Origin of the sequence: Leptospira kmetyi serovar Malaysia str. Bejo-Iso9 (assembly GCF_000243735.2) — a bacterium.
Taxonomy (GTDB): Bacteria; Spirochaetota; Leptospiria; order Leptospirales; family Leptospiraceae; genus Leptospira; species Leptospira kmetyi.
In genome coordinates this window covers 2,654,814-2,678,374 of sequence record NZ_AHMP02000003.1, presented here as the reverse complement: position 1 = coordinate 2,678,374, position 23,561 = coordinate 2,654,814, and the positions used below count along the sequence as shown (strand labels likewise).

24 protein-coding genes are annotated in these 23,561 nt (G+C 44.5%); 19 read left to right on the top strand and 5 right to left on the bottom strand.

Annotated features, from left to right (window positions below; genetic code table 11):
• Positions 1–70: 70 nt before the first annotated feature.
• Both LEP1GSC052_RS14995 and lfb1 read right to left on the bottom strand, forming a co-directional pair.
• A complete protein-coding gene (locus tag LEP1GSC052_RS14995; protein WP_240630995.1) occupies positions 71–532 on the bottom strand; it encodes a PaaI family thioesterase in 462 nt (153 codons plus the stop codon).
• 226 nt (positions 533–758) lie between these two features.
• Complete coding sequence (gene lfb1 / locus LEP1GSC052_RS14990) at positions 759–1,121, bottom strand: LIC10280 family protein (RefSeq protein WP_010573440.1); 363 nt, start codon at positions 1,119–1,121, stop codon at positions 759–761.
• A 276-nt stretch (positions 1,122–1,397) separates the two neighbouring features.
• Between lfb1 and LEP1GSC052_RS14985 the strand changes: the two genes are divergently transcribed.
• Both LEP1GSC052_RS14985 and LEP1GSC052_RS14980 read left to right on the top strand, forming a co-directional pair.
• Positions 1,398–2,420 carry an SPFH domain-containing protein gene (locus tag LEP1GSC052_RS14985; protein ID WP_010573441.1) on the top strand — a complete coding sequence of 341 codons (1,023 nt, stop codon included), beginning with the start codon at positions 1,398–1,400 and terminating at the stop codon, positions 2,418–2,420.
• Entirely contained in the window at positions 2,417–3,340 is a 924-nt protein-coding gene (locus tag LEP1GSC052_RS14980) for an NAD(+)/NADH kinase (RefSeq protein ID WP_010573442.1), read from the top strand. The genes LEP1GSC052_RS14985 and LEP1GSC052_RS14980 overlap by 4 nt, the downstream gene beginning before the upstream one ends.
• Positions 3,341–3,358: 18 nt before the next feature.
• Here LEP1GSC052_RS14980 and LEP1GSC052_RS14975 read toward each other — a convergent pair whose 3' ends face one another.
• Positions 3,359–4,150, bottom strand: coding sequence for an ArsR/SmtB family transcription factor (locus LEP1GSC052_RS14975; protein WP_010573443.1), 792 nt, complete (start codon positions 4,148–4,150; stop codon positions 3,359–3,361).
• 122 nt (positions 4,151–4,272) lie between these two features.
• Positions 4,273–4,470: a hypothetical protein gene (locus tag LEP1GSC052_RS14970; RefSeq protein ID WP_010573444.1), complete on the bottom strand. Its 198-nt coding sequence runs from the start codon at positions 4,468–4,470 to the stop codon at positions 4,273–4,275.
• A 119-nt stretch (positions 4,471–4,589) separates the two neighbouring features.
• Here LEP1GSC052_RS14970 and LEP1GSC052_RS14965 point away from each other — a divergent pair, with 119 nt between their 5' ends.
• A complete protein-coding gene (locus LEP1GSC052_RS14965; protein ID WP_010573445.1) occupies positions 4,590–5,039 on the top strand; it encodes an SRPBCC family protein in 450 nt (149 codons plus the stop codon).
• A gap of 37 nt (positions 5,040–5,076) precedes the next feature.
• Here the strand turns inward: LEP1GSC052_RS14965 and LEP1GSC052_RS14960 are convergent, their stop codons facing one another.
• Positions 5,077–6,543 (bottom strand): potassium/proton antiporter, encoded by a 1,467-nt coding sequence (locus LEP1GSC052_RS14960; protein WP_010573446.1) that lies wholly within the window; start codon positions 6,541–6,543, stop codon positions 5,077–5,079.
• A 363-nt stretch (positions 6,544–6,906) separates the two neighbouring features.
• Here LEP1GSC052_RS14960 and LEP1GSC052_RS14955 point away from each other — a divergent pair, with 363 nt between their 5' ends.
• From LEP1GSC052_RS14955 to LEP1GSC052_RS14880, 16 genes are all read left to right on the top strand, one after another.
• Positions 6,907–7,530, top strand: coding sequence for an FMN-binding negative transcriptional regulator (locus LEP1GSC052_RS14955; RefSeq protein ID WP_010573447.1), 624 nt, complete (start codon positions 6,907–6,909; stop codon positions 7,528–7,530).
• Positions 7,531–7,756: 226 nt separating this feature from the next.
• Positions 7,757–8,296 carry a DUF1564 domain-containing protein gene (locus tag LEP1GSC052_RS14950; protein WP_040913617.1) on the top strand — a complete coding sequence of 180 codons (540 nt, stop codon included), beginning with the start codon at positions 7,757–7,759 and terminating at the stop codon, positions 8,294–8,296.
• 269 nt (positions 8,297–8,565) lie between these two features.
• Positions 8,566–9,144 (top strand): TetR/AcrR family transcriptional regulator, encoded by a 579-nt coding sequence (locus LEP1GSC052_RS14945; RefSeq protein WP_010573449.1) that lies wholly within the window; start codon positions 8,566–8,568, stop codon positions 9,142–9,144.
• 176 nt (positions 9,145–9,320) lie between these two features.
• Entirely contained in the window at positions 9,321–10,280 is a 960-nt protein-coding gene (locus LEP1GSC052_RS14940) for an NAD-dependent epimerase/dehydratase family protein (protein WP_010573450.1), read from the top strand.
• 284 nt (positions 10,281–10,564) lie between these two features.
• The gene (locus LEP1GSC052_RS14935; protein WP_020986383.1) at positions 10,565–11,098 is read left to right on the top strand and encodes an RNA polymerase sigma factor; all 534 of its coding nucleotides are present in this window, start codon (positions 10,565–10,567) and stop codon (positions 11,096–11,098) included.
• Between the two features lie 14 nt (positions 11,099–11,112).
• A complete protein-coding gene (locus tag LEP1GSC052_RS14930; protein WP_010573452.1) occupies positions 11,113–11,418 on the top strand; it encodes a hypothetical protein in 306 nt (101 codons plus the stop codon).
• 1 nt (position 11,419) lies between these two features.
• Positions 11,420–11,779 carry a VOC family protein gene (locus tag LEP1GSC052_RS14925; protein WP_010573453.1) on the top strand — a complete coding sequence of 120 codons (360 nt, stop codon included), beginning with the start codon at positions 11,420–11,422 and terminating at the stop codon, positions 11,777–11,779.
• Between the two features lie 149 nt (positions 11,780–11,928).
• Entirely contained in the window at positions 11,929–12,852 is a 924-nt protein-coding gene (locus LEP1GSC052_RS14920) for a hypothetical protein (protein WP_010573454.1), read from the top strand.
• A gap of 1 nt (position 12,853) precedes the next feature.
• Positions 12,854–13,195, top strand: coding sequence for an STAS domain-containing protein (locus tag LEP1GSC052_RS14915; RefSeq protein WP_010573455.1), 342 nt, complete (start codon positions 12,854–12,856; stop codon positions 13,193–13,195).
• 19 nt (positions 13,196–13,214) lie between these two features.
• The gene (locus tag LEP1GSC052_RS14910) at positions 13,215–13,652 is read left to right on the top strand and encodes an ATP-binding protein (RefSeq protein ID WP_010573456.1); all 438 of its coding nucleotides are present in this window, start codon (positions 13,215–13,217) and stop codon (positions 13,650–13,652) included.
• Positions 13,639–16,617, top strand: coding sequence for a PP2C family protein-serine/threonine phosphatase (locus LEP1GSC052_RS14905; RefSeq protein ID WP_020986238.1), 2,979 nt, complete (start codon positions 13,639–13,641; stop codon positions 16,615–16,617). Before LEP1GSC052_RS14910 ends, LEP1GSC052_RS14905 begins: the two co-directional genes overlap by 14 nt.
• A 73-nt stretch (positions 16,618–16,690) precedes the next feature.
• The gene (locus tag LEP1GSC052_RS14900) at positions 16,691–17,434 is read left to right on the top strand and encodes a hypothetical protein (RefSeq protein ID WP_010573458.1); all 744 of its coding nucleotides are present in this window, start codon (positions 16,691–16,693) and stop codon (positions 17,432–17,434) included.
• 15 nt (positions 17,435–17,449) lie between these two features.
• The gene (locus tag LEP1GSC052_RS14895) at positions 17,450–18,013 is read left to right on the top strand and encodes a YceI family protein (protein ID WP_010573459.1); all 564 of its coding nucleotides are present in this window, start codon (positions 17,450–17,452) and stop codon (positions 18,011–18,013) included.
• 165 nt (positions 18,014–18,178) lie between these two features.
• Positions 18,179–18,778 (top strand): hypothetical protein, encoded by a 600-nt coding sequence (locus LEP1GSC052_RS14890; protein ID WP_010573460.1) that lies wholly within the window; start codon positions 18,179–18,181, stop codon positions 18,776–18,778.
• Positions 18,779–18,823: 45 nt separating this feature from the next.
• On the top strand, positions 18,824–22,639 hold the full coding sequence (locus tag LEP1GSC052_RS14885; RefSeq protein WP_020986374.1) for a DUF2339 domain-containing protein: 3,816 nt from the start codon (positions 18,824–18,826) through the stop codon (positions 22,637–22,639).
• Positions 22,640–23,542 carry a M48 family metallopeptidase gene (locus tag LEP1GSC052_RS14880; protein ID WP_020986490.1) on the top strand — a complete coding sequence of 301 codons (903 nt, stop codon included), beginning with the start codon at positions 22,640–22,642 and terminating at the stop codon, positions 23,540–23,542.
• Positions 23,543–23,561 lie beyond the last annotated feature (19 nt).

Sequence of the window (23,561 nt, the reverse complement as noted above, 5' to 3'; positions counted from 1 at the left end):
TGCAGAAGATCCTGGGACGACCCAGATCGAACAATGCGACGTAATTTGCAGGAACTACCACAAAAACAAATCAACTCCCGCTGTATTGACTGCCCACAACCGCTAACGTAACGGTCGCTTTCGCGATATGTTTTTCCCGATTTTTATGAAGCGCATAAACGTCGGAATTGACGACGATCACGGTCGCACCGTGATAAAAAACTTCAGCCTCACAACGAAGGCGATTTCCGATTCCGGTCCGCAAAAGATTGATCTTAAATTCCAAGGTCAAAACGACTTGCTTTTCACCGATAAGAGTTCCCGCCGCGCCGCCCGCAGTATGATCGGCTAACGTGGAAATGACGCCCGCGTGAACATAACCGTTTTGTTGCAGATGTTTGTCTTTTACTTCCAAGGAAGAACGGAGTTTGCCCGGTTCGACCGAATCGATTCCGATTTCCAAAAGATTGATGAAGTTCGCCTTATGAAAAATTTCTTGGATTCGATCCTTAAAGTTCGGATCTTTGGTTTTGAATTCTTTGCCCATAGACATTGAGCTTCTTAAAGTGGAGAATAAAATCAAATTCTTTTGGTAAGAATGGATTCCTAAAAAATCGTTTATGGTTCTGAGAGTTTTTAAAGTTTTGAAACAAAACTAATCAAGATGGCAACGAAAACGGAAAAGAAAAGAATAGGAGCGAGGTAATCTTCGATATCGCGTATCGCGGAATCGACCGAAAAAACCGATCGTTCCGCGACTTTAGTATATAAGAATATTCTTATTTCCTCAATGTCTCCGTGGCGCTTCCACCCGCCCAGGTTCCTTCCAAAAGCCTGCCTCCGTTTTTCACTTCGTAGATGACCGGGTCGGCTTGTCCCCAATCCACGGTTAAGGTGGTTCCGTCCAAGGTTCCGGTTCCCGTAAACGTTTGTCCGGCTACGGTCCAGGTGAAAAGATATTCTCCGTTGGATTGTGTGATCGTAACGCTTCCGCCGTAGGACGAACCGTCCGGATTGGTTCCCGCAACCCTATACTTTCCGCTAATGGAAGAAGGATTGATTTGGCCGATCTGCGCGTATGCGGTTGAAACGAAACCGAACACCAGAAGAACGAGAAAGAGTTTTGAGATGATTCGAAACATTTGCGTATTCTCCTTAAAGAGTGGAAGAAGTTTTGGGAGGAATTTCGGAAAAGTCAATTCATAATTCGAAAAACGAATCGGTTTCCAAAGGAAATTATTTCTTAACTTATAAAAATCAGATTACAAGTAGGAACGAACGAATCGTAAAATCGAACGCTAAGAATTTAAACCGAACTTTCTTTTACAAAATGATTTGATCGGAGAAACCGTTTCTGAAAAACTCGGTTGTTCTAAATCGAAACTGTAACAAAACCAAAATGCGGGGGAAACAAAATCATGTTCGGAATGAACTACATCCAATTCGATTCCATGACTCACGTAATTCTTTATAAAAACGGAAAAGTCTCCAAAGAAGGAAGAGGGCTTTCTTTTTTCTACTTCGCCCCGACGAGTTCGATCGCGGCGATTCCTCTCGGTAGTAACGACTTGCCTTTTATCTTCAACGAATCCACGAACGACTATCAAACGGTTTCGATCCAAGGTCAGATCACGTATAAGATTTCCAATCCCAAGGCTCTTTCCGAACTTTTGGATTTTACCGTGGATTCAAGCGGAACGTATAAGAAGAATGAAATCGAAAAACTGAATCAAAGAATCATCAACTACGCTCAGACTTCCACTTCTTCCTTTATCCACGGAATCGGTTTGAAGGATTCGATTCGTTCCGCGAAGACGATCGAAACCCAAATTCTTCAGGGGCTTCAATCTTCGCCCGCGATTTCGACTTTGGGAATCGAAATTCTAAACGTAAACATTCTCGCCATCCGCCCCAATCCGGAAATGGAAAGAGCCTTGGAAACCGAAACGCGGGAAAAACTCCAACAAGAAGCGGACCAAGCGATTTACGAAAGAAGAAATTTCGCGGTCGAGCAGGAAAGAAAAATCAAGGAAAGCGAGTTGAACACCGAGATCGCGGTGGAAGAAAAGAAAAAACAAATTTCCGAAAAGCAGATGGAAGCCAAAATTCTCGAAGCGGACAACAAAAGAAAACTCAGGGAAATGCAGGTTCAAGCGGATATCGTCGTCGAGGAACAAAAGAAAAAATTCATCGAGATGAAAACCTCGAACCAAAGAAAGGAAGCGGAAGCGCAAGGATTTGTCACCGAAACGACGTTAAAACCTTTCCGAGACATCGACTGGAGAACGTTAGTCGCCTTGAACAACAATCCGGATCCTAAGTTCAACATCGCTCTCGCGTTCAGACAACTCGCGGAGAACGCCGAAAAGATCGGCAACTTAAACATCAGCCCCGAACTTCTGGAAAATCTTCTTCAGGAAAAGAAAGATTCCAAAAAATGAGCGTCGAATACGCGATCATCGTAAAGAATAAGACGCGTTTGGAAACGTTGATCGAACGATTCAACACCAAACAACAGGCGCGTTTTTATATAGAAAGACTCGGCGGAAAGTTCGAAGAATACGAACTCGAACACGAGATTTTTCACGAGTCGTTGGATCTGGTTCAGAAAAGAATTTCGAAAAGAATCAAATACAAGATCGTGGAAAGGATCTACGTTCCTTCGTTTTTATTCTCGAATAAGAACGTGATCGTTACGATTGGTCAGGACGGTTTGGTCGCCAACACCGCCAAGTATTCCAAAGGAGTTCCTATCATCGCGGTCAATCCCGATCGGGAACGATACGACGGGGTTCTTCTTCCTTTCGATCGTGAAAGTTTCGTTCATGCGGTTGAAAACGTGATGAACGGAAAATATTCCTCCAAGACGGTTCGGTTCGCCGAGGCGCAGTTGAACGACGGACAAAAACTTCTCGCGTTCAACGATCTGTTTATCGGCCCGTCTTCGCATACTTCGGCGAGATATAAAATTTCCTACAACGAAACCATGGAGGAACAATCCTCGAGCGGAATCATCGTTTCCACACCGGCGGGGAGCACGGGCTGGCTCAGTTCTATATTCAATATGGCTTATGGAGTTGCGGGAGTTTTCGAAAAAGAATTAACGTTAAAACGTCCGGCTCTCAAAGACGATCAACTTTTGTTTGCGGTTCGCGAACCGTTTCAAAGCGTAAGAACTCAGATCGGAATCACCGCGGGAGTTTTAAATGACGAATTTCCGCTGACGGTAGAATCGTTGATGCCTTCGGGCGGTGTGATTTTCAGCGACGGAATCGAATCCGATTATCTCAAATTCAATTCCGGTTCGGTCGCAACGATCGGCGTTTCAAAGGAAAACGCAAATTTGGTGGTTCCTTCTTAACGTTCGAATCAATGTATATCAATGCATCGGAGGCAGGTTCATACCTTTTCCGGTTTCAAGATATGTTTTCAGGTTGCTGAGATGTCTCGGCCATCCTTGAGAAACTCCGAAGAACGTATGCGTTTTACCGTCGAAGTCGTCGTGTGTTACTGTGAGTTTTACAGAGTCCGGTCCGACCGGATCGAGTTCGTAAGTAACTCTGGATTCACGATCGGAAGTCGCTTTCGGTTCTGCGGAAAGTCGGAAGGTATAAACGAGTTTTTTCTTAGGATTAAATTCCAATACGTTTCCTTCGACGACCGACAATTGATTTCCGTCCGGAGTTTTGATGTCATACGTCAACTTCGCACCCGCCTTGGGTTCGAATTGAACCTTCATTCCGTCGAACCATTCCGGTGTGATGTCGGCTTGGATCAACGCTTCCCAAAGTTTATCGACGTTGGTCTTGATATACAAAGTATAGATTTGTCTTAACTCTTCCATTCTACTTTCTCCTTCGATTTGATATTTGAGTCTCGTCAGAGAAGTCGCCCAGTGTTTGCTGTATTGCGAGATCCAACGATCGTAGATCATCTGGATCGGAATCGCGTTGAGATGAATGCTTCGAAACTTTCCCTTTTTTTCTATATTCAGAAGATTCGCCTCGGAGAGAACCTTGAGGTGTTTCATCACCGCAAAACGACTGAACTCGAAAAAGTCAGTCAGTTCTCCCACCGAAATACCGGGTTTGTTTTTAACGATGTCCAGAATTCTCCTCCGACTTTCGTCGGAAAGGGCTTTGAAGACCGGACTCAATTCTTCTTCTAACATGTGACCTATTGGTAACATGAGCCTCAAAACACCGATCTGTCAATCAAATCCGCTAGGAAGGAAAAGAAAAAATCGGCTTTTTCGAAGGCGTTGGCAGAGGAGAATTATGTCTCTTCCAAATTCTAAACTTTGTAAAGCTTGTAGGCAATTTTCGTAAATAAAATCAGAAGAACCGTAGCGAACGCAGATCGGATCGATTGCGCATCCGCTTTTTGCGCGGCCTCGACGAGCATTTCTCCGCTCCCTCCGAGACCTCCGAGTTCGTTTTCCAAAACGGAAATTTCTTTTTGATCGTTTTCGGGATCGGAGAATCGATTCAATTTCTTTTCCGGATTCTTCAAAGATTTAGAATTCGATCGGAAGTCGCGTTTTTACAATCCAAGTTTTGCGATTCGTGTTATAAAAGTATTACGAAGGTTTTCGTTTTGGAGAACGGGAAATGAATCAAAAGTTAATGCTCAAAAAGGAAATTTCCATTCAAGCGCCGATCGCAAAGGTTTGGAACGGGCTCGTGGATCCCGAAATCATCAAGTTATATCTGTACGGAACGAAGGCGATTTCAGAATGGAAGGTCGGAACTCCGATCCTTTTTACCGGTGTTTGGGAAGGGAAAGAATACGAGGATCATGGAACGATTCGTAGGTTCGAAAAGGAAAAAGTATTTCAATACGATTATTGGAGCAATTTTTCGGGCATCCCGGACGTTCCCGAAAATTATTCCATCATTACGTTCGAGTTGAGCGCGGAACCAAATCAAAGCGGAGGTGTGGGAACTACAACGCGTCTTTTATTGACTCAGGAGAATTTTCCGACTCAGACTTCTTACGAACATTCGGATACGGGTTGGGATCATTCTTTGAAGATTTTAAAAGAATTTTTGGAAAAGTAAAAAACGAAGGAACCGCCCGCCGCGGCCGCAAATTTTTTTAAGCGGGGGTTTCCATCTTGGATAGAATTTCCCGGATCTTGTCTTCACTTCCTTTCGGAGTCAGAATCAAAAGAACATCACCTTCTTCTAATTTAGTTTTTCCTGTTGGAACGATATGTCCGTCCCCGCGATAAATGAGCGTGATGAGGGAATTCTCCGGGAAGTTCAAAGAATACACGAACTTTCCGACCGAGGTCGATCCGTACGGAACAATGAACTCGAGAAGATTGGAATCGCTTTGTTCTCGGTTTTCGAATTCGAACGGATACGAAGCTCTTTGTTCGAGAGGCGCGTCCAACCCGAGCCAACGAACAACTTGCGGTACGCTCGTTCCTTGAAAAAGAAGCGAGATGAGAACCGTAAAAAATACCAAGTGAAAGATTTTGTCCGAGCCTTCCACTCCTTGCGCGAACGGAAACGTCGCGAGAATGATCGGCGCTGCTCCTCTGAGTCCGATCCAAGAGACCAATAACTTTTCTCTAATATTATAACCCGATCGGAAAAGCGAAATGAAAACGGCGATCGGTCTTGCAAAGAATACGAGAAAGAGGGAAAACAAAATTCCGGTTCCGAAAAGAGGAGGAATTCTGCTCGGGAATACAAGCAAGCCTAACGTTAAGAACATGATGATCTGCATCAACCATGCGATCCCGTCCAAGAATCTGAGATTACTTCGTTTGTGGACGAAGGATTGATTTCCTAAAACGAGTCCCGCGATATAAACCGCCAAGAACGGGTTTCCTCCGATCAACTCGGTCGCGGAGTAAACGAACAAAACCGAAGCGGAAATCAATACGGGATACAATCCCTCGTATTCGAGTTTGATTCGATTGAGCCCTTTGAAGATCAGATATCCGAACACGGCCCCCGCCGCGCTTCCGATGGAGAATTGCATAAAGATATGAAGCGCGAGTTCTCCGGGTTGGGGCGGCGTCGGTCCTAATAAGCTGAGAATACTCACCGTCAAAAGAACCGCCAACGGGTCGTTGCTTCCCGATTCGAGTTCGAGAAGGGATGTCAGTCCCTTTTTCATCCCCGTATTTCTGGTTCTGAGTACGTTAAAAACCGCGGCCGCATCGGTCGAAGAAACGACCGCGCCCAATAAGAATCCGATAATCGGAGAAAATCCGAGAACATATACGGAAAAAAGTCCCATCGCGGCCCAAGTGATTAAAACGCCTAAGTTCCCGAGAATGATTCCTTTCCAAAGAACCGGTTTGATCTTTTGCCATTCGGTTTCCAATCCGCCCGAGAAAAGGATATAAGCGAGAGCGATCGAACCGACTTGTCTCGCCAAAAGAGCGTTGTCGAATTCGATTCCTCCGGGGCCGTCAGAACCCGCGGCCATTCCAATCATAAGAAAGAGAAGAAGAGAAGGAACTCCGAACTTGGAAGAGATTCGTAAAAGTCCGATGCTGAGTATGATCAGTCCGGATAAAATAAGAGTGCTGAATTCAAATTCCATTCAATACCGTAAGAGTAAGATTCCGTATTATCGATTGTAGATGGGAAACAGAATTTTTCTCATCCGTTTCATCGTATTCAAGAGGGACTCCGAAGAGTTTCTTGCAGATCGCTCATTAGACCCTGAAAGTTTTCGGATCGAACCTTCTGAAAGTCCTTTTTTCTCAAATTCTCCGTTTTCGTACAAGAAATTTTCTTTTCGAAGATTTGCTTGATTTTGGGAAACGGGTCCTTATCGTTTTATGATCCGATCGAATTCGGTTTAAAAAAAGGATTTGAATCGGCGCCGCCAAGGCGCCGATTGCCATAAACGTTTAATTCCGTTTGTTCAATTCAAAATTCTGCATATAGGAGTTTTAAATTTATGTATGTTCCAAAAGCGTTCGAAGAAGCGGACGAAAATAAACTGATCTCCTTTATTCAAGAAAATCCTTTTGGAATTCTTGCGTCGGCTTCGGATGTTTTTCCCGAAGCGAGTCATCTCGTTTTTCATCCGGAAAAGAACGAGTCCGGAAAACTTTTTCTTTTCGGACATTTCGCGCGTCCCAACGAACATTGGAAAAAAATCAACGGACCGGTCTTGGTCGTTTTTTCGGGAGCGCATTGTTATGTTTCTCCGACTTGGACCGGCGAACCGAATTCCGTTCCGACCTGGAATTACGCGGCCGTGCATGCGTCCGGCCATCTGAGTTTTTTGGACGACGTTCAATCTATGGAAAGAATCGCCCAGCTTGTCGCTTCTTATGAAACCGAACCTTCTCCGGATTGGAAGTTGGACTTTGAAAATTCTTACTTTAAAAATACGATCAGAGGGTTGGTTGCGTTTCAAATCGAAGTCACTCGGTTGGAAGGAAAATTCAAATTGAGTCAGAATAAATCCGTGGAACTTCAGACTCGGGTCGCTTCAAAACTGGAGGAGTTGTCGGATGATAATTCTAAAACGATTGCTCGGTGGATGAGGGAGAATATTAGTCGGAAGAATTCTTGATTTGTAGTCTGTCGGGCGGTCGCATGTCGTGTACCGCGTTTTCGGCGAAGGGTCGTGCAGTCGGGTGCGGCGTAATTTGGTCCGGCTGGGCTGGGTTCTGTTCGGTCGTTGTCAGCAATAGGAGACGGAGCGTTGTCGGTAGAATTTTTTTAGAAATAGTTTCACTTTTTTTAATTTAGAATTCTTTTATATTCTTTTGAAGAAGAGTTTCGGAACCGTTTTCGGTATGGGAATCTTATCGTTGAATTTTGATCAGGAACTGAGTTGTAGGCTTCAAGAACCGCAAAACGAAGTGGTGACTCTTCTGATTTCGAAACATACATTGTCGCGCTATAACGAAAAGGATCGTAAAACGTTACCGAAGAGAATTCCTCATCTTCTTCGGGTATATGGAAAGTATTTAACGTCCACGAAACGCTTGGGTAAGAGAGCGGGTAAAACTTCTTATCAACCGAGTGTCGGTCGGGGGAACATGGTGCGGATGAATGTTCGTCTGAGCACGGGAAGTTGGGCCTTTTTGGGGACCTTGGCCCAAGTGCATGGGGTTTCGCGTTGTTTTTTGTTCAATTATCTTTTGTGGTTGGATGAGGTAGGGGTTGGAGATTCTATCGTGAGAACTATGAATGAAGGAGGTCCTACATTCCACAGGGATTACAAATACATCCTCCACCTCGACCTCTTAAACAACAAAATCACCCGACGATTAGAATGCGACCCGACGAATCTCTTTTACGTCTTAGACCCCCGAGACTGGTTCGATTTTTAAAACCGATTGAAGCAGATTCATCCGACAAAAAAGAATTAAACCGACAAGACAAGCAAAAGCACGCACGCGAGTAAGCGAACAGACTGGCTACACGAGCAATCACAAGCACGCGCGAATGCTCGCAAACAAACGAACAAAGAAACCAAGAAACAAAAAAAGCAAACAAAGATTCTAAACAAACGGACAAACGGACAAACGAATGAACAAACATAATTCACACGCGGAACTCCCCTTGACAGAAAAAACGACGAAAGCTCATCGTGGATGATATGGAACAACTCAGCTCCAGAGAACGATTGATACAGACGACCGGCCGTCTTCTCCAAGAGAAAGGGTATCACGGAACCGGACTGAAGGATATTCTTAAGTTAAGTGAAACTCCAAGCGGTTCCCTCTATCATCATTTCCCGGACGGAAAGGAAGAATTAACCGCGGCCGCCATACAAAATGCCGGAGAACGACTCGAAAAACAAATCCAAGCCGCCGTGGAAAATCATCCTCATCTTTACGGGGCGCTTCAAGAATTCACCAATCACCTCGCACAAGAACTGATCGCGTCCGGTTTTCAAAAAGGTTGTCCAATCGCAACCGTAGTACTGGAAGTCGCGGCCGACAACGACCGAATTCAAAAAGTCTGTTCGGTCACGTACCTCAAATGGCAGAATTTGCTGAGCACACTCTTGCAAAAATCGGGAATGGAGGAAAGCCGAGTCGAACCGGTCTCGATTCTACTATTGGCCGCCGTGGAAGGCGCGTTGGTGCTTTGTCGCGCCCATAGAAGCATAGAACCCCTGGAAGCGGTCCGAACCCAGTTGGAAGGGATTCTGAGCGTTTTGATCCCGGCTTAGGCGGGAAAAAAGGGCCGACACCCGACGGAGGGGGAGTCGAACCAGGAGCTAAGACCCTAAGATAAATTTAAAATTAAGAATTGACTCTGAGTCACTTTGGTAAATATTTTGGTAGAACGATCTATCTAGTTCACCGAAACCTGAAAAACCCCAAAAACCAAAAAGGAGAATGGAAAATGAACATTTTTATCACCGGCGCGTCCGGCTTTGTCGGAGAAGCGGCCACCCGAATTCTATCCAAAAAACACAACGTTAAGGCGATGTCCCGATCCGAAAAAACCGATTCCGTAATTTCCAAAGCGGGAGGAGAACCGGTTCGTTCCGAACTCAATTCCGTAGATCCGAATCTTTTAAAGGGAATCGACGTAATCGTTCACGGCGCGGCGTATGTGGAACAATGGGGACCGTTTCAAGATTTTTGGAAAATCAACGTAGAAGGAACCGCGCAACTTCTCGAAGCCGCTCGAATAGCGGGCGTTAAACGATTTATCTTCATCGGAACCGAAGCGGCCTTATTTTACGGACAACCGATGATCGACATAGACGAATCGTATCCATATCCGAAGAATTCTCCGTTTCCATATTCCAAGACAAAGGCTGAAGCCGAAAAGCTTGTGTTGAAGGCCAATTCTCCCCAAATGCAAACGTTGTCGATCCGTCCTCGTTTGATCTGGGGCCCCGGAGATAAAACGGTTCTTCCCGTTCTGTTGAAGATGATCGCGGATGGAAATTTTTCTTGGATCGACGGAGGCAAAGCGTTAACGAATACGACTCATATCTATAACTTGGTTCATTCCATAGAATTGGCGTTGACGAAGGGACAAGGCGGAAAGGCTTACTTCGTTACGGACGATGAAATATTCAATTTTCGTAATTTTCTCGGATCGCTTCTCGCAACACAAAAGGTGATCGCACCGAATCGTTCCGTTCCCGGTTGGCTCGCCCGTTTTTTAGCGAGAATCATAGAAGGAGTTTGGAAACTTTTCGGAATCAAAAACGAACCGCCTTTAACACGATTCAGCGCGAGCATCATGTCCCGCGATTGTACGATCAAAATCGACAACGCAAAAAAAGATCTGGGTTATTCTCCCTTGCTTAGCGTTCGTCAGGGACTTTCGGAAATGCCGGTTCTTTAGAATCGGTATTCAATCGGCATTTTCTTTTTCCGACAAACGATCTTCTGTGAAAAGCTCGACCCCACCCTGAATTGGGTGGAGGTGGAGAGGCGGCGGGAAAAATTTCCAAAAATTTTCTCTATCAAAAAATCGCGTTTTATGCAATTCCAATTTTTCTTTAAATCTTTGTAGGAACTCCCACGTATCTTCCTTTAAAATCTTGAAAAAAAATCAAAATCCCGGAAAAAAATTCCAGGGATTTTTCCTCTCAAACGACTTAAACCTCGAGGAATAAAAAAAGAACTTTGGCTTCATTGGAACAATTCTATCGAAGGGAGAGAAGAAAGATTCTCGCTTGGATCCGATATCGCGTCGCCGATCCGGAGGAAGCGGAGGACATTCTACAGGAATCCTTCGTTTCCGCTCTCGGTGAAATGAACGCGGCCGGAGAAATCGAAAACATGATCGCATACACGTATTCGGTTTTGCGAAACAAGGTAAAGGATTGGTATCGGAAACGAAAGACGAATCAGTATCGCCTTTCCGCGTTAGGCGAAGAATTCGAACTCGATTCTTTTCTACCCGATGCGGCACCGAATCCCGAAAAAGAATTCTATCGATCCGTTCTTTTGGAGGAATTGGCTCTTGCGATCGAAGAACTTCCGGCCGATCAGAAATTCGCGTTCGTTGAAAATTCTTTCCAAGGAAAAACGTTTCAGGAGATTTCTTCCCAAACCGGAATTCCCGAAGGAACCCTTTCCGCGCGCAAAACATACGCGAAGGAATTTTTAAACCGAAGACTCAAAGATCTTAAATCCGTATTTCTCGAAAATTTTTAGAGGTAAAACACATTATGAAACATGAATGTAGAAAACATCATCATAGAAGAGGGTTCTTCTTCGGAAAACTTCTTTTTATCCCGATCATCATCTTCGGAATCGGCTCTTTGGTTTGGCAACTCTGGAACTGGCTTATGCCCGCGATCTTCGGATTAACGACGATCGATTATTGGCAGGCTTGCGGTTTGCTCTTGCTGTCCCATCTTCTCATCAAACCGGGATTCGGTTGGCACAGAGGAGGCGGATTTAGAGGAAGAGGAAGACGCTGGAAAAAAAGAGTTCACCGCAGATTGGAAGCGAGAGAAAATAAGGAAGAATGAAATGTTCAGTCTGAAATACAGAGATTCGATCGGAATCTCTTCCGAAGATCCGAAAGCGAGTATCTCTTTTTATAGAAATCTTTTCGGAATGAAATTGGAGGAAGAGGATTCGAGTTCGATAAAAACATTAAAATTAGATAATATTCATCTAGTGATATCTGACTCAAGAACGGGCGAGGAATCGGTCTCGAGACATCTTCTCGATCATATCGCGTTTCGAGTGGACTCGGATTCCTTCGATCGAGCCGCCGAGGAATTATCGCGCCAAGGAGCGGAGGTTTCGGAGATCGTGGATCACGGTTTGGTTCGTTCGATTTATTTCAAGGATCCGGACGGATATTTGGTCGAGTTGATCTGCTAAATATTAAAGCGAAAAGGGCGTAGTTTCGATCCGCGATCGAGGATCGGAAATATGTCTTCTCCAACCCCGTTCGAAATTCGTAAATAAGGTTCTTTTTACTTTACAATTTGCGGAACTGCCTTAAATCAGTCGGCATCTTTTCACCTCCGATGTCGAATACGAGAAACAAAATCCCGTCTCCTCTCGCTCAGGAATTCATAAAAACGATTCGGCTTCTTGCCATGTCCGGCAAAAAGAATTTTCGAAAGTATCTCATCGATCCGTTGATGTACGCGGGTCTGGAAAAGGAAAAATCCCATTCCGCACAAACCTCGGCTAAGATCATCGACAAGATTCAAGCCGACTCGATCGACCCCGCGTATGTTCATACGATCGGATTAAACTGCAAACGTCTTGTTTCCCATTCGTTAGGGGAGAATTTATCCGCAGTAGGCGATAGTTGCATTTTCTTTCTCGAAAAAATCCAAGAGTCCGAAACGGTCGCGGAAAGTAAGGAAGCGATCGAATTTTTTTCGATCATAGAAAAACCTTTGGCGGAGTTTCGAGAACTCAACCGTACCAAGAGCGAAAAGTTGTTCGAGGATTCGATTAAGAATTTTTCTCCCGAAGAATTGAAACATGTTCTCGAACCGGTCAAACTCGACACACACAGACAAAAAGTATACTTGGACACGGAAGTTCATCGTTTGTACAATATGATTCTCACCGCGACCAAATCGAACGATCTTCCCAAGTGCAAAAAATTATTATCTTCTTATATTATAAAATTCAGCGATTCGGAAGAATACAATCTTCAGGAAGTGGAGAATCTGATCGGCGCGCTTGAAAAACGCGATCCTTTTTTTAAGGAGAATTTAAGGGATTCTCTCGCGATCGAACTTTATTATCTAATTACGAAAGGAATTTTGGAGGCGAATCCGAGAAAGGCGATTCAGGGAATCCGCAAATACGCTCATATCTTCGAAGGCGATCCGAACGCGAAATATTATTACGAAATCGACGGATTGGAACGAAAACTCTACGCGATCATCCGTGAAAAAGACATGATGAAAGACATTAAGAAGGGAATTTAAAATGGCGACACTTACGATTCAGGAAAAAAAAGAAGGAAATCTTTTGGTTCTCCAAGTCCACGGAGAAATTGACGCGAAGACCGCGCCCGATCTGAAACTGAAGTTGGAATCCTCGATCGGAAACGGCGTGACACAAATCGTCTGCGACTTCTCGGGAGTTTCCTACATCGCTTCCGCGGGAATCGGAGTTTTAAACTCCATTCTCAAGTTCTTAAAGGAAAAGTCTGGCGAACTCGTGTTCTCGAACATCAAAAAGGAAGTACGGGATACGATGGATCTCATGTATTTCACGAAGAAGATAAGAATTTTCGAATCCGTAAAGGACGCGTTAGCCGCGTTTTAATCTGCGCGATCTGCGATCGATGGATTCTAAAAAAGAAACAACGCATACGTTTCCGAACGATCTTTCCGAACTTTCCAAGATTCGGGAAGCGGTTCGCGGTTTTTTGGGAAACGAATGCGGGGATTTGATTCGGGGTAGGCTCGTGTTCGCCGTCGACGAGGCGATTACGAACGTGATCGAACACGGCTTTCCGGACCAAAGAGCGTCTAACGTTGAACTTAAGATGCGGAAGAATAAGGACACTTGGAGATTCACGATCACGGACGAGGGAATTCCATTCGACCCCACGCTGAAAAAAAGCGACACTTGGAAGGAACTTTTCGAAACCGGAGCGGACGGAGGTTTCGGTTTGAGATCCCTGAAAAAAATCATGACGGTCCGATACAAACGGCTTAAAAAACCGGAACGAAATCGCTTAACGCTCATTCATACGAGATTCGAAAATGATCCGAAATAAATTTTTTCGTCTGCTTTTGCCGGGAATCAGGGCCAAACTTTCGTTTTTTACGGCGGTGTTGGTCGTTTCCATTCTCGCTTTAACCTCTGCGATCTATTACAACCAACAAAAAAACGCGCTCGAAGAAAAGATGAACTCGGAGTTGAAAGCTCCGCTCGAATACGTAAACGCTGCCGTTCTCGATCTGGAGAATCTGAGTCACAGTCTGATCTTGATCGAAGAGTTTAAGATCCGCGTTAAGGAAAAAAAACAACAACTCAGCAAATTCAAACGAAAGGTTCTTCAAAAAGAAGGCGGACTTTTCGGAGCGTTGAAATCCTTCGGCGCTTCGTTGGGTTTGAACGTGAAGCACAATTACTATCGTAAATCGGTGGATACTTATTTTACGCGTTATCTTTCCGAAAAGGAAATCCGAGAATTCGAAACGAAAGTAAAAAGCGAACTTCGCAAAGAAAACGGGGCGCCGATCGATGCGAAACTATATGATAAAATGCTGATTCTCGCAAAACAAACCGCCTTGGCTCGGATCGGCGCCGAATTTTCCCAAGTACGAATCGAACAGATCGAAGAGGAAATCAAAACGATCGAAAGCGAGATTTCCGCGGTGGGCATCGATTCCAAAAAAAAGAATTCTCTTTTGTCCGAAAAGGAAAAACTTTCCAAAGAAAGCAAATCGCTTTCCAAGGAGATTTCCGATTCGGAAAACAGATCCGCGTTAGGCGAAACGGCGCTCACGAAAACGCTTCAGAACTTTTTCAAAGGCGCGTATAAGGACAAGATCGTTTCGCTCGGTTTGTCGCCGGACAAGGTTCGGATTCTCGCGTACGACGTTTCGGGCAAACAAACCTTGGATACGGGTCTGTTGTTTCCGCAATCTTCGGGCACGGGTAAAAAACTTTTAAGCTTGAAAGAGTTCGAGGAAAGAAAATCCGGTTTGTTTAAAAACGAAGACGTTCTCAAAACGAACGGAGAATATTCCGAACCGGAAAACTACGAGGTCGGCGGAAGACAATACGAGGTTTCGTTTCGGACCGTTTTTAGAAATCCCGGAACAGCGGAAAGATCTCGTATCATCATCTCCGAAATCGCCGAGAATCCGGACGACTGGAAAGAATTTCTGGAAGAGGATAAAAAATTCTCCCTAAGTTTGGGGGAGCTTTCCCAAAAGATTAAAGCGCGGCTCGCGGAACTCAGAAAATCAGGAACCGCAAAGCCAGCGTCCGACGGAGAATTCAAAAACCTTTATTTACAATATCGTAAAATTATAAAGTCAAGAGATTCTAAATTAGAAGAATTGAATCCTTATAAGAAGGCCCGTAAAAAAAGAGAAGAGGACTGGAGATCGGAAAGGAATTCTCTGAACGCGCAGGTCAAGTCTTTGAACGAAGAACTTCTCGTTTGGCAAAAGAAGGCCGTGATGCCGCTTAAAACGGACGAAAAGAAAATTTCTCCCGAGGAAATTCAAGAGACGATCCGTTCTCTCGAAGCGAGGGCGGAGGAACTTCGGGAAAATTTGGAGAAGATGGACGCAAACAAAGAGGATTGGAGCGACCTGAATTTTTATCAAGCGCCGGATTCTTTCGGCGTTTTGCGGGAAGCGGCTTTGGACGAATTCGCGTTTTTACCGTATCGCTCCGATTCCAATCAGATGAGAAGATATTGGAAGAACGAAGAGGAACGAAAACTTTCCGAAAAAAAACGGGCGCTGCTCCGAGAATGGATTCTTGCCGGAAATTCCGAAACGGAACTTCCCAAATCCAAACTTCCGATTCTCGATTCGGGGATATTAATCCGAAGTAGAAGCGAAGCGGAAGAATGGATGTGGATTTTGGATTCGACTCCGTTGTTAAGCGAAATGGGCGAAGAGCCCAAGGGGCTCGGTTACGATCTTCTTCGTAAGAATCATTTGGGTTATAACGTTATCGTTTTGGATCGCACCGAAGGGTTGAGAAAGATCCGTCAGAACCGGGAAGAACTTCTGCGTTATACGGCATTGATCGGAGGTTTTGCGGTTCTTCTTGCGTATGTTCTCGCTTGGATGGTCGCGAGAAGAATCAAACGAATCGTCGCTCAAACCGAGGAGGTCGGAAAAGGAAATCTCGACGTGGAATTTCCGTCCGCGGGTTATGACGAGATCGGAATTCTAAGCGAGTCGCTCAATCGGATGACGCACGGTTTAAAGGAAAGGGAAGAGATGAAGGGCGAACTTCTCGCCGCAGAAGAAATTCAAAAAAGACTTCTTCCCGAAAAACTTCCGAGCAACTTAGGCGACGTCGCGGAGTTCGGAGCGTTTTACAAAGCGATGGCCGGAGTCGGCGGGGATTATTACGATTTTATCGAATTGAGTCCGAACGAAGTCGTGCTTTGTGTGGGAGACGTTTCCAATCATGGAGTAGGGCCCGCGATCGTGATGTCCTTGTTCCGTTCTCAAGTGCGCGCGATTCTCCGCAAAGGGGAAAGGGATCTTCGGAAAATTCTTCTCGAACTGAACGAATATCTTTATTCCGATACGCCCGATCATATCTTCGTTACTTTTTTTATCGCGATCTACGATCGAAACACTTCCAAGATGAGATACGCTTCGGCGGGTCACGTCAAACCGTTGTTATACGACGCTTCCGAAAAAAAACTCAGGGAACTTCCGGGCGGAGGTTTACCGATCGGGATGGATGAGAATTCTTTCTTTGAAACAACGATAGAACCGAAATCCTTTCAGATGGATCCGGGCGATTTGTTTTTTCAATACACGGACGGTTTGGACGAAGCGAGAAATCCTCAAAACGTAATGTACGGTAAGGAAAGAATTTTCCAGATGCTCGTCGCAAATTCTCAAAAATCTCCCACTCAAGTAATTCAATCCATTGTGGACGATTTGGACGGATATACGGGCAAGAGTGTCGGAAGCGAAGGTTTTTCCGAACTTTCGGACGACATCGCGATGATCGCCATGAAGCGGATAAAATAATCGGAATCTTGTTGTAAGTTGTAAACTCTTCGCTTATACTTACCGCTAAATGAAATAGAAAAAGGATTCGATCATGATTCGAAACTGGTTTTGTATTCTGTTGTTATCGAACGTTTTCACATGGACCGTGTTAAACGCTCAACCCGTAGCCCCCCAGGTTCAAACGCCTCCGACTTCCACTCCGGACAAAACGACAAAGAGCGATCTTACTACGCGAAGAAAGATGTTGGAGTATCATCAACTTTCGGGTTTTATAACTCTCGGTCTTTGGCTTGCCACGAACTTGGAAGGCGAAAAAGCGAAAGACAGTTTGTATCGGAATTCCGATCAATACGCGAAGGTTCTTCTTCTTTCTCATCCCGAATACGCGAATAACGATCCTCTTTATGCGGTCGCGCTCTTTCAAGGTTTGGATCAGAACAGCATCGCGGCCTCGTATTTTCTTTTGAAGGATCCTGCAAACAATCTTCCCTTGTATCTCGCTTTAAAATCCCATGAAGAATGGTACGCGAAAAACTCGGGAGACTTTCATAAACAACTAGCGTATGCAACTTTTGGAATGTATGCGTTGACGGCCGGGCTTTCTTTTTTCGCTCCGAAACGAGTGGTCGATTCCGAGGATTCGGACGTGAACATCTACAGTCCGATCTTCGCTCATAAGGCGTTGATTCCGTTTCACTTGGCGGCTATGTTGATGTTGCCCGCGCTCGGACAACGGATCGAAAAACACGGGCCCGAAGCGGCGCGGGATATGCAACAGGTCGGATGGGCCGGTTTCGGAGCTCTTTCCCTTTCGTTACTCGTAATTACATTTTAAGGAATTCTAATATACATGAGACATTTCAATCGATTCGTTTTTTTATCCTTTGTTCTTCCCGTTTTGTTTTTAACTTCGGGGATTGATTCTTCCGAGGTTCTCAAAAAAGAAATCACTTTTTTGGCGATTCATCCTATGAAGGAAGTGCGCGGAGTTTGTAAGGAAGTTCAGGTGAACGCTCCCCAGATCGCGGCGGCCGGTTCCGGTTACAAGTTGAATTCTCCGTTTCAAATTCGGATACCGATTTTGAAAATTCATTCCGGGGACGAAAGTCGAGATTCTCATATTATGGAAATCTTAGGTTATCCGGATACTCCCGAGATCGTTGCGGTCATCGAGTCCGTTGTCGCGCCCGCGTCCGGCGATACTTATACGGTTCGAGGTAAGTTGACGATTCACGGTTTGACTCAGGACTTTCAGTCATCGGCCAAAGTGGAAGCGAAAGATCCCGGACAGATCCGCGTTTTCGGAAAGGTCGACGTTAAATTCTCGGACTTCAAACTGGAAAAACCTTCCCTTTTGTTCATCAAGGCGAAGGAAGAAATCGAGATAGGTTACGACTTTCTCATCAAAATCTAACGGGAATTATTTCTTGACAAACGCCTAAAATCGTAATCAATACGATAGCTTCGAATTCTTAAGCAAGGAAAGATTTTAAGTTATGTCTTCGTTGTTGATTACTCTTGTTTTCTTTTACGCATTAGGAATGTATCTCGTTCATTACGTGGTTACAAAAAAAGAAATATGATTTTAGGCCATTACGCTTCCGCTCTGATTCCTTACACCAAACTGAAACGATATCCGTTTTGGATTCTTCTTCTTTGCGCCAACGTTCCCGAATTTCTCTGGCTCTTTCTCGCGTTTATAGGAATCGAACCTGCCTTTCCCGCTTCTCTGTTCGACGCAACGTTTCAGAATCTTCAAGTGCACATGACGTACAGTCACAATCTGATTCCCGCGTTTATCCAAGGCGGACTCGTCGCGGCGGTCGTTCACGCGATTTACAAGAACGTTTCCTTCACTTTTTGGTGCGGATTTTTGACCGTTTTACACGTATTATGCGACTTGATCGTGGGTTTCGAACATCAGTTGTTGAGTCCCGAGTCCGCAGTCGTATCGTTGAATTCTTATTTTTATTTTCCGCACGTCGCGATTTTGATCGAATTATTATTCAGCCTCGGTTGTATCTTCTGGTATGTTCGAACCGAAAAATTAAACGGAACTCCGGTTTCCAAAAAGAAACTCGTGTTACTCCTTCTTATTTTCGGAATCGGAATTTTGATGTGGCTTCCGAACGCTACGATTCCGATGAAAAACCTTCTTCCTTTTTTTATTTCGGATTGATCGAATTAAAAAGGTTTATTCAAAGTAATTCTTTCGGAGTCGCGCTTGGAGACATTTTTCCTATTCGTATTATTTTTATTCGGTTTATATAATTTTTTCCAGTCCAGGGAATTCAAACGGGAAATCGAAGAGCTTAAGCTGAGAATTCGTTTGCTCGAATCTCCGCAGTCGAAAGAAAAATCCAAAGACGCCAAGGGAATCTACACGGAAGAAAAACCGATCGTCCCCGTCGTTCCGAGCGTCGAAACTTCGTCTCCGATTTCCAAAGAAGAAAAGAAACCCGAAAAGATCGTCGTCAAAACGGAATCCAAATCTCCGATCCCGGCTAAGTCCGTAACCAAAGAATCGAAAAAACAAAACGATCCAGTTTCGACCACGGAACCTGCGTTACGCGAAACTGCTGCCTTTCAGAAACCTGAAGAACCGAGGGAACCCGGATTTCTCGTTCAGCTTTGGAAGAAGGTGGAAAAACCTCTTTCCGAAAATTGGACGGGGATTTTGGGCGCGGTCATTCTTGTTGCGGGAATCGGCTTTCTGGGAATTTACGCGCTGTTCATTCTTTCCTCGGTATATCGTTGTCTTCTAATATTAGGATTTTCGATTATTCTCGCCGGACTTTCGTTTTGGTCCGGGAGAAAGCCGGAATTCAAAAACGTTTCCCTAGTTTTGAGAAGTAGCTCCGCCGCCGTTTTTCTTTTTACGGCGTTGGGAAGCGGATATGTGGAAACCTTAAAGTGGATTGAAAATCCGTATTTGGCTCTTGCCGTTTTGAGTTTTGGATTGTCCGCGAATCTTTACACCGGTTATCGATCCAAAAACGAAACATTTGCTTCTTTGCATACGATTCTCGCTCTTGTTTCGATCGCGATTCCTCCGGCGACCGGATTTACGTTAGGCGTAACCGCTTTGATCTGTTTGCCCGGAGTGATTTGGAATTATCGCGAAAAAAGACAACTTCATCTTCTGATAGTAAGCACCGGATTTTTCGCGGCGCATTTGTATTGGAACCGTCAGGTCTTTGCGGAGGCCAAACCGGTCGGGATCGAGGTTTTGTTTCCCATTCTTTGTATTCTTCCTGTATTTTGCGGCGCTTTATTGGTTCATTACAGGGAAACCTTATACGGAAAAAGAGAATTCGAACTTTTTCCTTTGGCGAGTCATCTTCTCAACTGGTCTTATCTCGGAATCAGTTTAATACATTACTCGCAAAAGACGAAGATCAGCACGATCGTTCTTTTGTTGTCCGCCGCGTTGGTTTGGTTTTTGTCTTCGAGAGCGAAGAGGAAAGAAATTTCCTGGCTTTTCTTAACGGATCGATTGGTTTCTCAGTCGTTGTTGATGCTCGGAATATTTTCGCTTCGGCTTTGGAGTCTGGACAACCTTGCGATTCTCGCGATCTTGGCGCTTGAGATTCTGATTTTTTCCTGGGTTTGTTTTCGGGAAGCCAACCGCTTTTTGGAAAGAATTTCCCTTTCGCTTACGACGATCGTTTTCGGAACTCTCATATTTTTTTCCTATCGTCAATTTTTCGAATCCGCAAATCCCGGGATCGCGGAAACGTCCGCGTTAACTTCTCAAATAGGTTACGGAATTCTAATATTAGCGTTCGTGGGTTTTATCGGAATTTTGGAAAAAAAGTTTCCGATCGTTCGGGAAGAATTGTCCCTGACTTCTCTTCTCGTTACAACGATGAGTTTGCTCGCGGGCGGGGGACTTTTTTCGTTTTATCTTTTCTTTTCCAACGAAAGTTACGGAATTTGGATTCCTTCGATATTGTTAAGCGCCATCCTGATTTTAAGGCAAAAACTTTCCTCCACAAGATTGTCCTTCACGGTTTTTCTGCTCGCCCCTTTGGTGACTTTGACGCTTTGGAAATCGGTCGCTTTCGGAAAATTCGAGGAGCCGGAAAGAATTCTTGCGTTGTCCTTGCCTTGGCTTTTACCGTTTCTCGTTTATTTAAAAAATTCTAATATTCTAAAGAAGGACGAAGCGGTTTATTGGCCGGGAATTTTCGGATTTACCGCCCATCTCGTATTTACGTTTTATTATTATCTGAATCTCAAAGGTTCTCTGTTGTTCGGGCCGTTCGCGATTCTACTTTCCCTGGTTTATCTTGAACTCGGAAAATGGGCGCACAAAAGGGAGAATAAGAATTCTTCCCAAGGCGGAAATCTTTTCGTTTCGTTTTATATCTTATCGTTCGTATTAACGGGAATCTTTTTAATCCGACATTTTACCGTCGAGTTTCAATCGGCTTCGATTCTTCTGGGAATCCCGGCTCGTTTCTGGATCGAGATTCTATCGGCTTCCTTGTTTTTATACTGGATTCTTTTTCCCGAAGAGGAATTCGATTCCGTTTCCTGGTTGAAATCCGCACAACCTTTGTTCTGGGAATTGTTGATTCTCATCGTCGTGATCGGAATTTATACGGAAACGCCCGAAAGAATTCTTTCCTTCGTTATGGCGATCCTAACCGTGATCGTTTTCCTTTTATCAAAAAGCAAATCGCTTAAAACGGAACGATTCGCGTTGTATGTTTATTTCTTTTTTATCTGGACGAACTTGGAGATTTTTCTCGGTGGAGAATCGACTATCTTCGCAAATCAAAACCAATTCGCGTGGAAAGAAAGAGGATTTCAGATCGCTTCGGTTTTCGTACAACTCGGTTCCATCTTTTTTATCTTTCCGAGATTGAGCCTCGAAGGTTTGGAAACTTATTTTATCGGATGGACCGGAATCTGGAAAACTCCGCTTCGATTCTTTCAAAAATTTTATAATCTGTTGCCGGGTTATCTCGGAATTTTCGGAATCGTACTCAGCGTTTACGTATATACGAGGGACGTTTTGAATCCGATTTCGAATCTTATCGTCGGACCGGCCTGGGCCTTATTATCGATTTCGTTTTTGGAGATCGGACAATTCTTCGGTAGAAAAAAAGATTCCTTGTCGATCGGAATTCTTTCCGACTTTTTAAAACGCGCTTCCTGGCTCGGTTTGATCGCCTTTACGGTTCATTACATATACGTTGATTTACAATCATATTTTATCTATCTCGGATTTTTATCCGCTTCGAACTGGACGGCGATTCTCGGGATCGCGGTTTGGATGTATTGGGCGACTTCGAATATTAGAGAAACTGAAGACGTTCGTTTTTGGCAGATCGTTTATCCGTTGTTAAATGAAGGTTGTCTTTTGTTTTTGGGATTGATTTCCTATTCTCTCGTAAACGAATCCTGGATCAGCGTCGCGTTCGCCGTCGCGGCGCTTGCCGTTTTGGAGATTGGAATCCGCAAAACGGAAAGTCTCGCTCGTTTTAGATGGTATGGAATTTTGTTTCATCTTTCCTCTTGTTTTTATCTGACCTTTATCGTGTCGACCGAAGACAATCCGATCGGTCATTGGGCCGAAGCGAAATGGATTCCGGGAGTTCTTACGATCCTGTTGTTGTTTCTTTTCGTCTTCAGGGCGTATCGCGGTTATGGAAAGGAAGAGATTCCGTTTCCTACCGGTCTCGGATTTTTAAAAAGAATCTCGGATAAAACGGGAACGTATTTAAACGGAGTCGTATATTATCCTTTCTTTATAGGAATTTTTCTGTTCTTATATTGGTCTTTTTCCAGCGCCATTCTCACCTTACTCTGGTCTACGCTTGCGTTCCTCATCTTCCTGCTCGGATTATTCCTAAAAGAATCTTGGTTCCGATATTTGTCCTTGGGGCTTTTGCTTTTTTGCGTGGGGAGATTGATCTTCCACGATTTGTCATCCTCGGGAACCGTTCTCAAGGCGGTCGTCTTTTTGGGAGTGGGGAGTATATTACTTATCATGAATACGATTTATAATAAATACCGGGATCGGTTTTAAATGAAACGACTTATATTTTTCGCCGCTATTTTGGGTTTTGGAAGCGTTCTTATGTTTTTGTTATATCGAGAACAGATTCAAACCGAAAGGAATTCCACGTTAGCTCCCTTTTATCAGATATTGGGAAAGCCGATCCGCACGATGAACCGCGCGTTGACGAAGGTTTTGTCCGTGGATTCTTTGGATGAAAAGGAATACGGGGACGCGATCCGCGAACGGTTTTCCGAAATGCAGGACCCAAAGGATAAGGATTACGTTTATCTAAATCAGTTGATAACGACCTTGAGCGCGTATAAACAAAAACCTTTCGATTATACGGTTTATATCATGGAGGAGGAATCTCCGAATGCGTTCGCTTTGCCGGGTGGCGTGATTTTCGTTACGAGAGGTTTGTTGTACACGCTGAAATCCGAACACGAGTTGACGGCGGTGCTTGCGCACGAAATCGGTCATATAGAAAAATCGCATTGTATGGACGGAGTTCGTTTCGAACTTTTGGCGGCCAAAATCGGAACGGAAACGTTAGGCAAACTTGCGGACTTCGCGTTTCAATTGATGACAAGACATTCGTATAACAAAACTCAGGAAGACGAGGCCGACGAATACGCGTTCGATCTGATTCTGAATACGACCTATGATCCGAACGGCGTAGGTTTGGCCTTTTTGAGATTGGAAAAGTATTCCCCCGAATCGGGCGTTAAAAAAGCGAAACTCCTCAGCGAATATTTTCAGTCACATCCTCATATGGATTTGAGAAGGGAGAAGTTTTCCGAAAAGGCGGATCATTGGTGGAGCGAACACGCCGAAGAAAGAAGATATAAGGGCGCGCGCAATTTAAAAACGCGAACCACTTTCGAAAAACAGGATTTCGACGAAGAATGGGTGGAAGGCCGAAAGTCTTAAGCGTTTCAATAAAACGGAA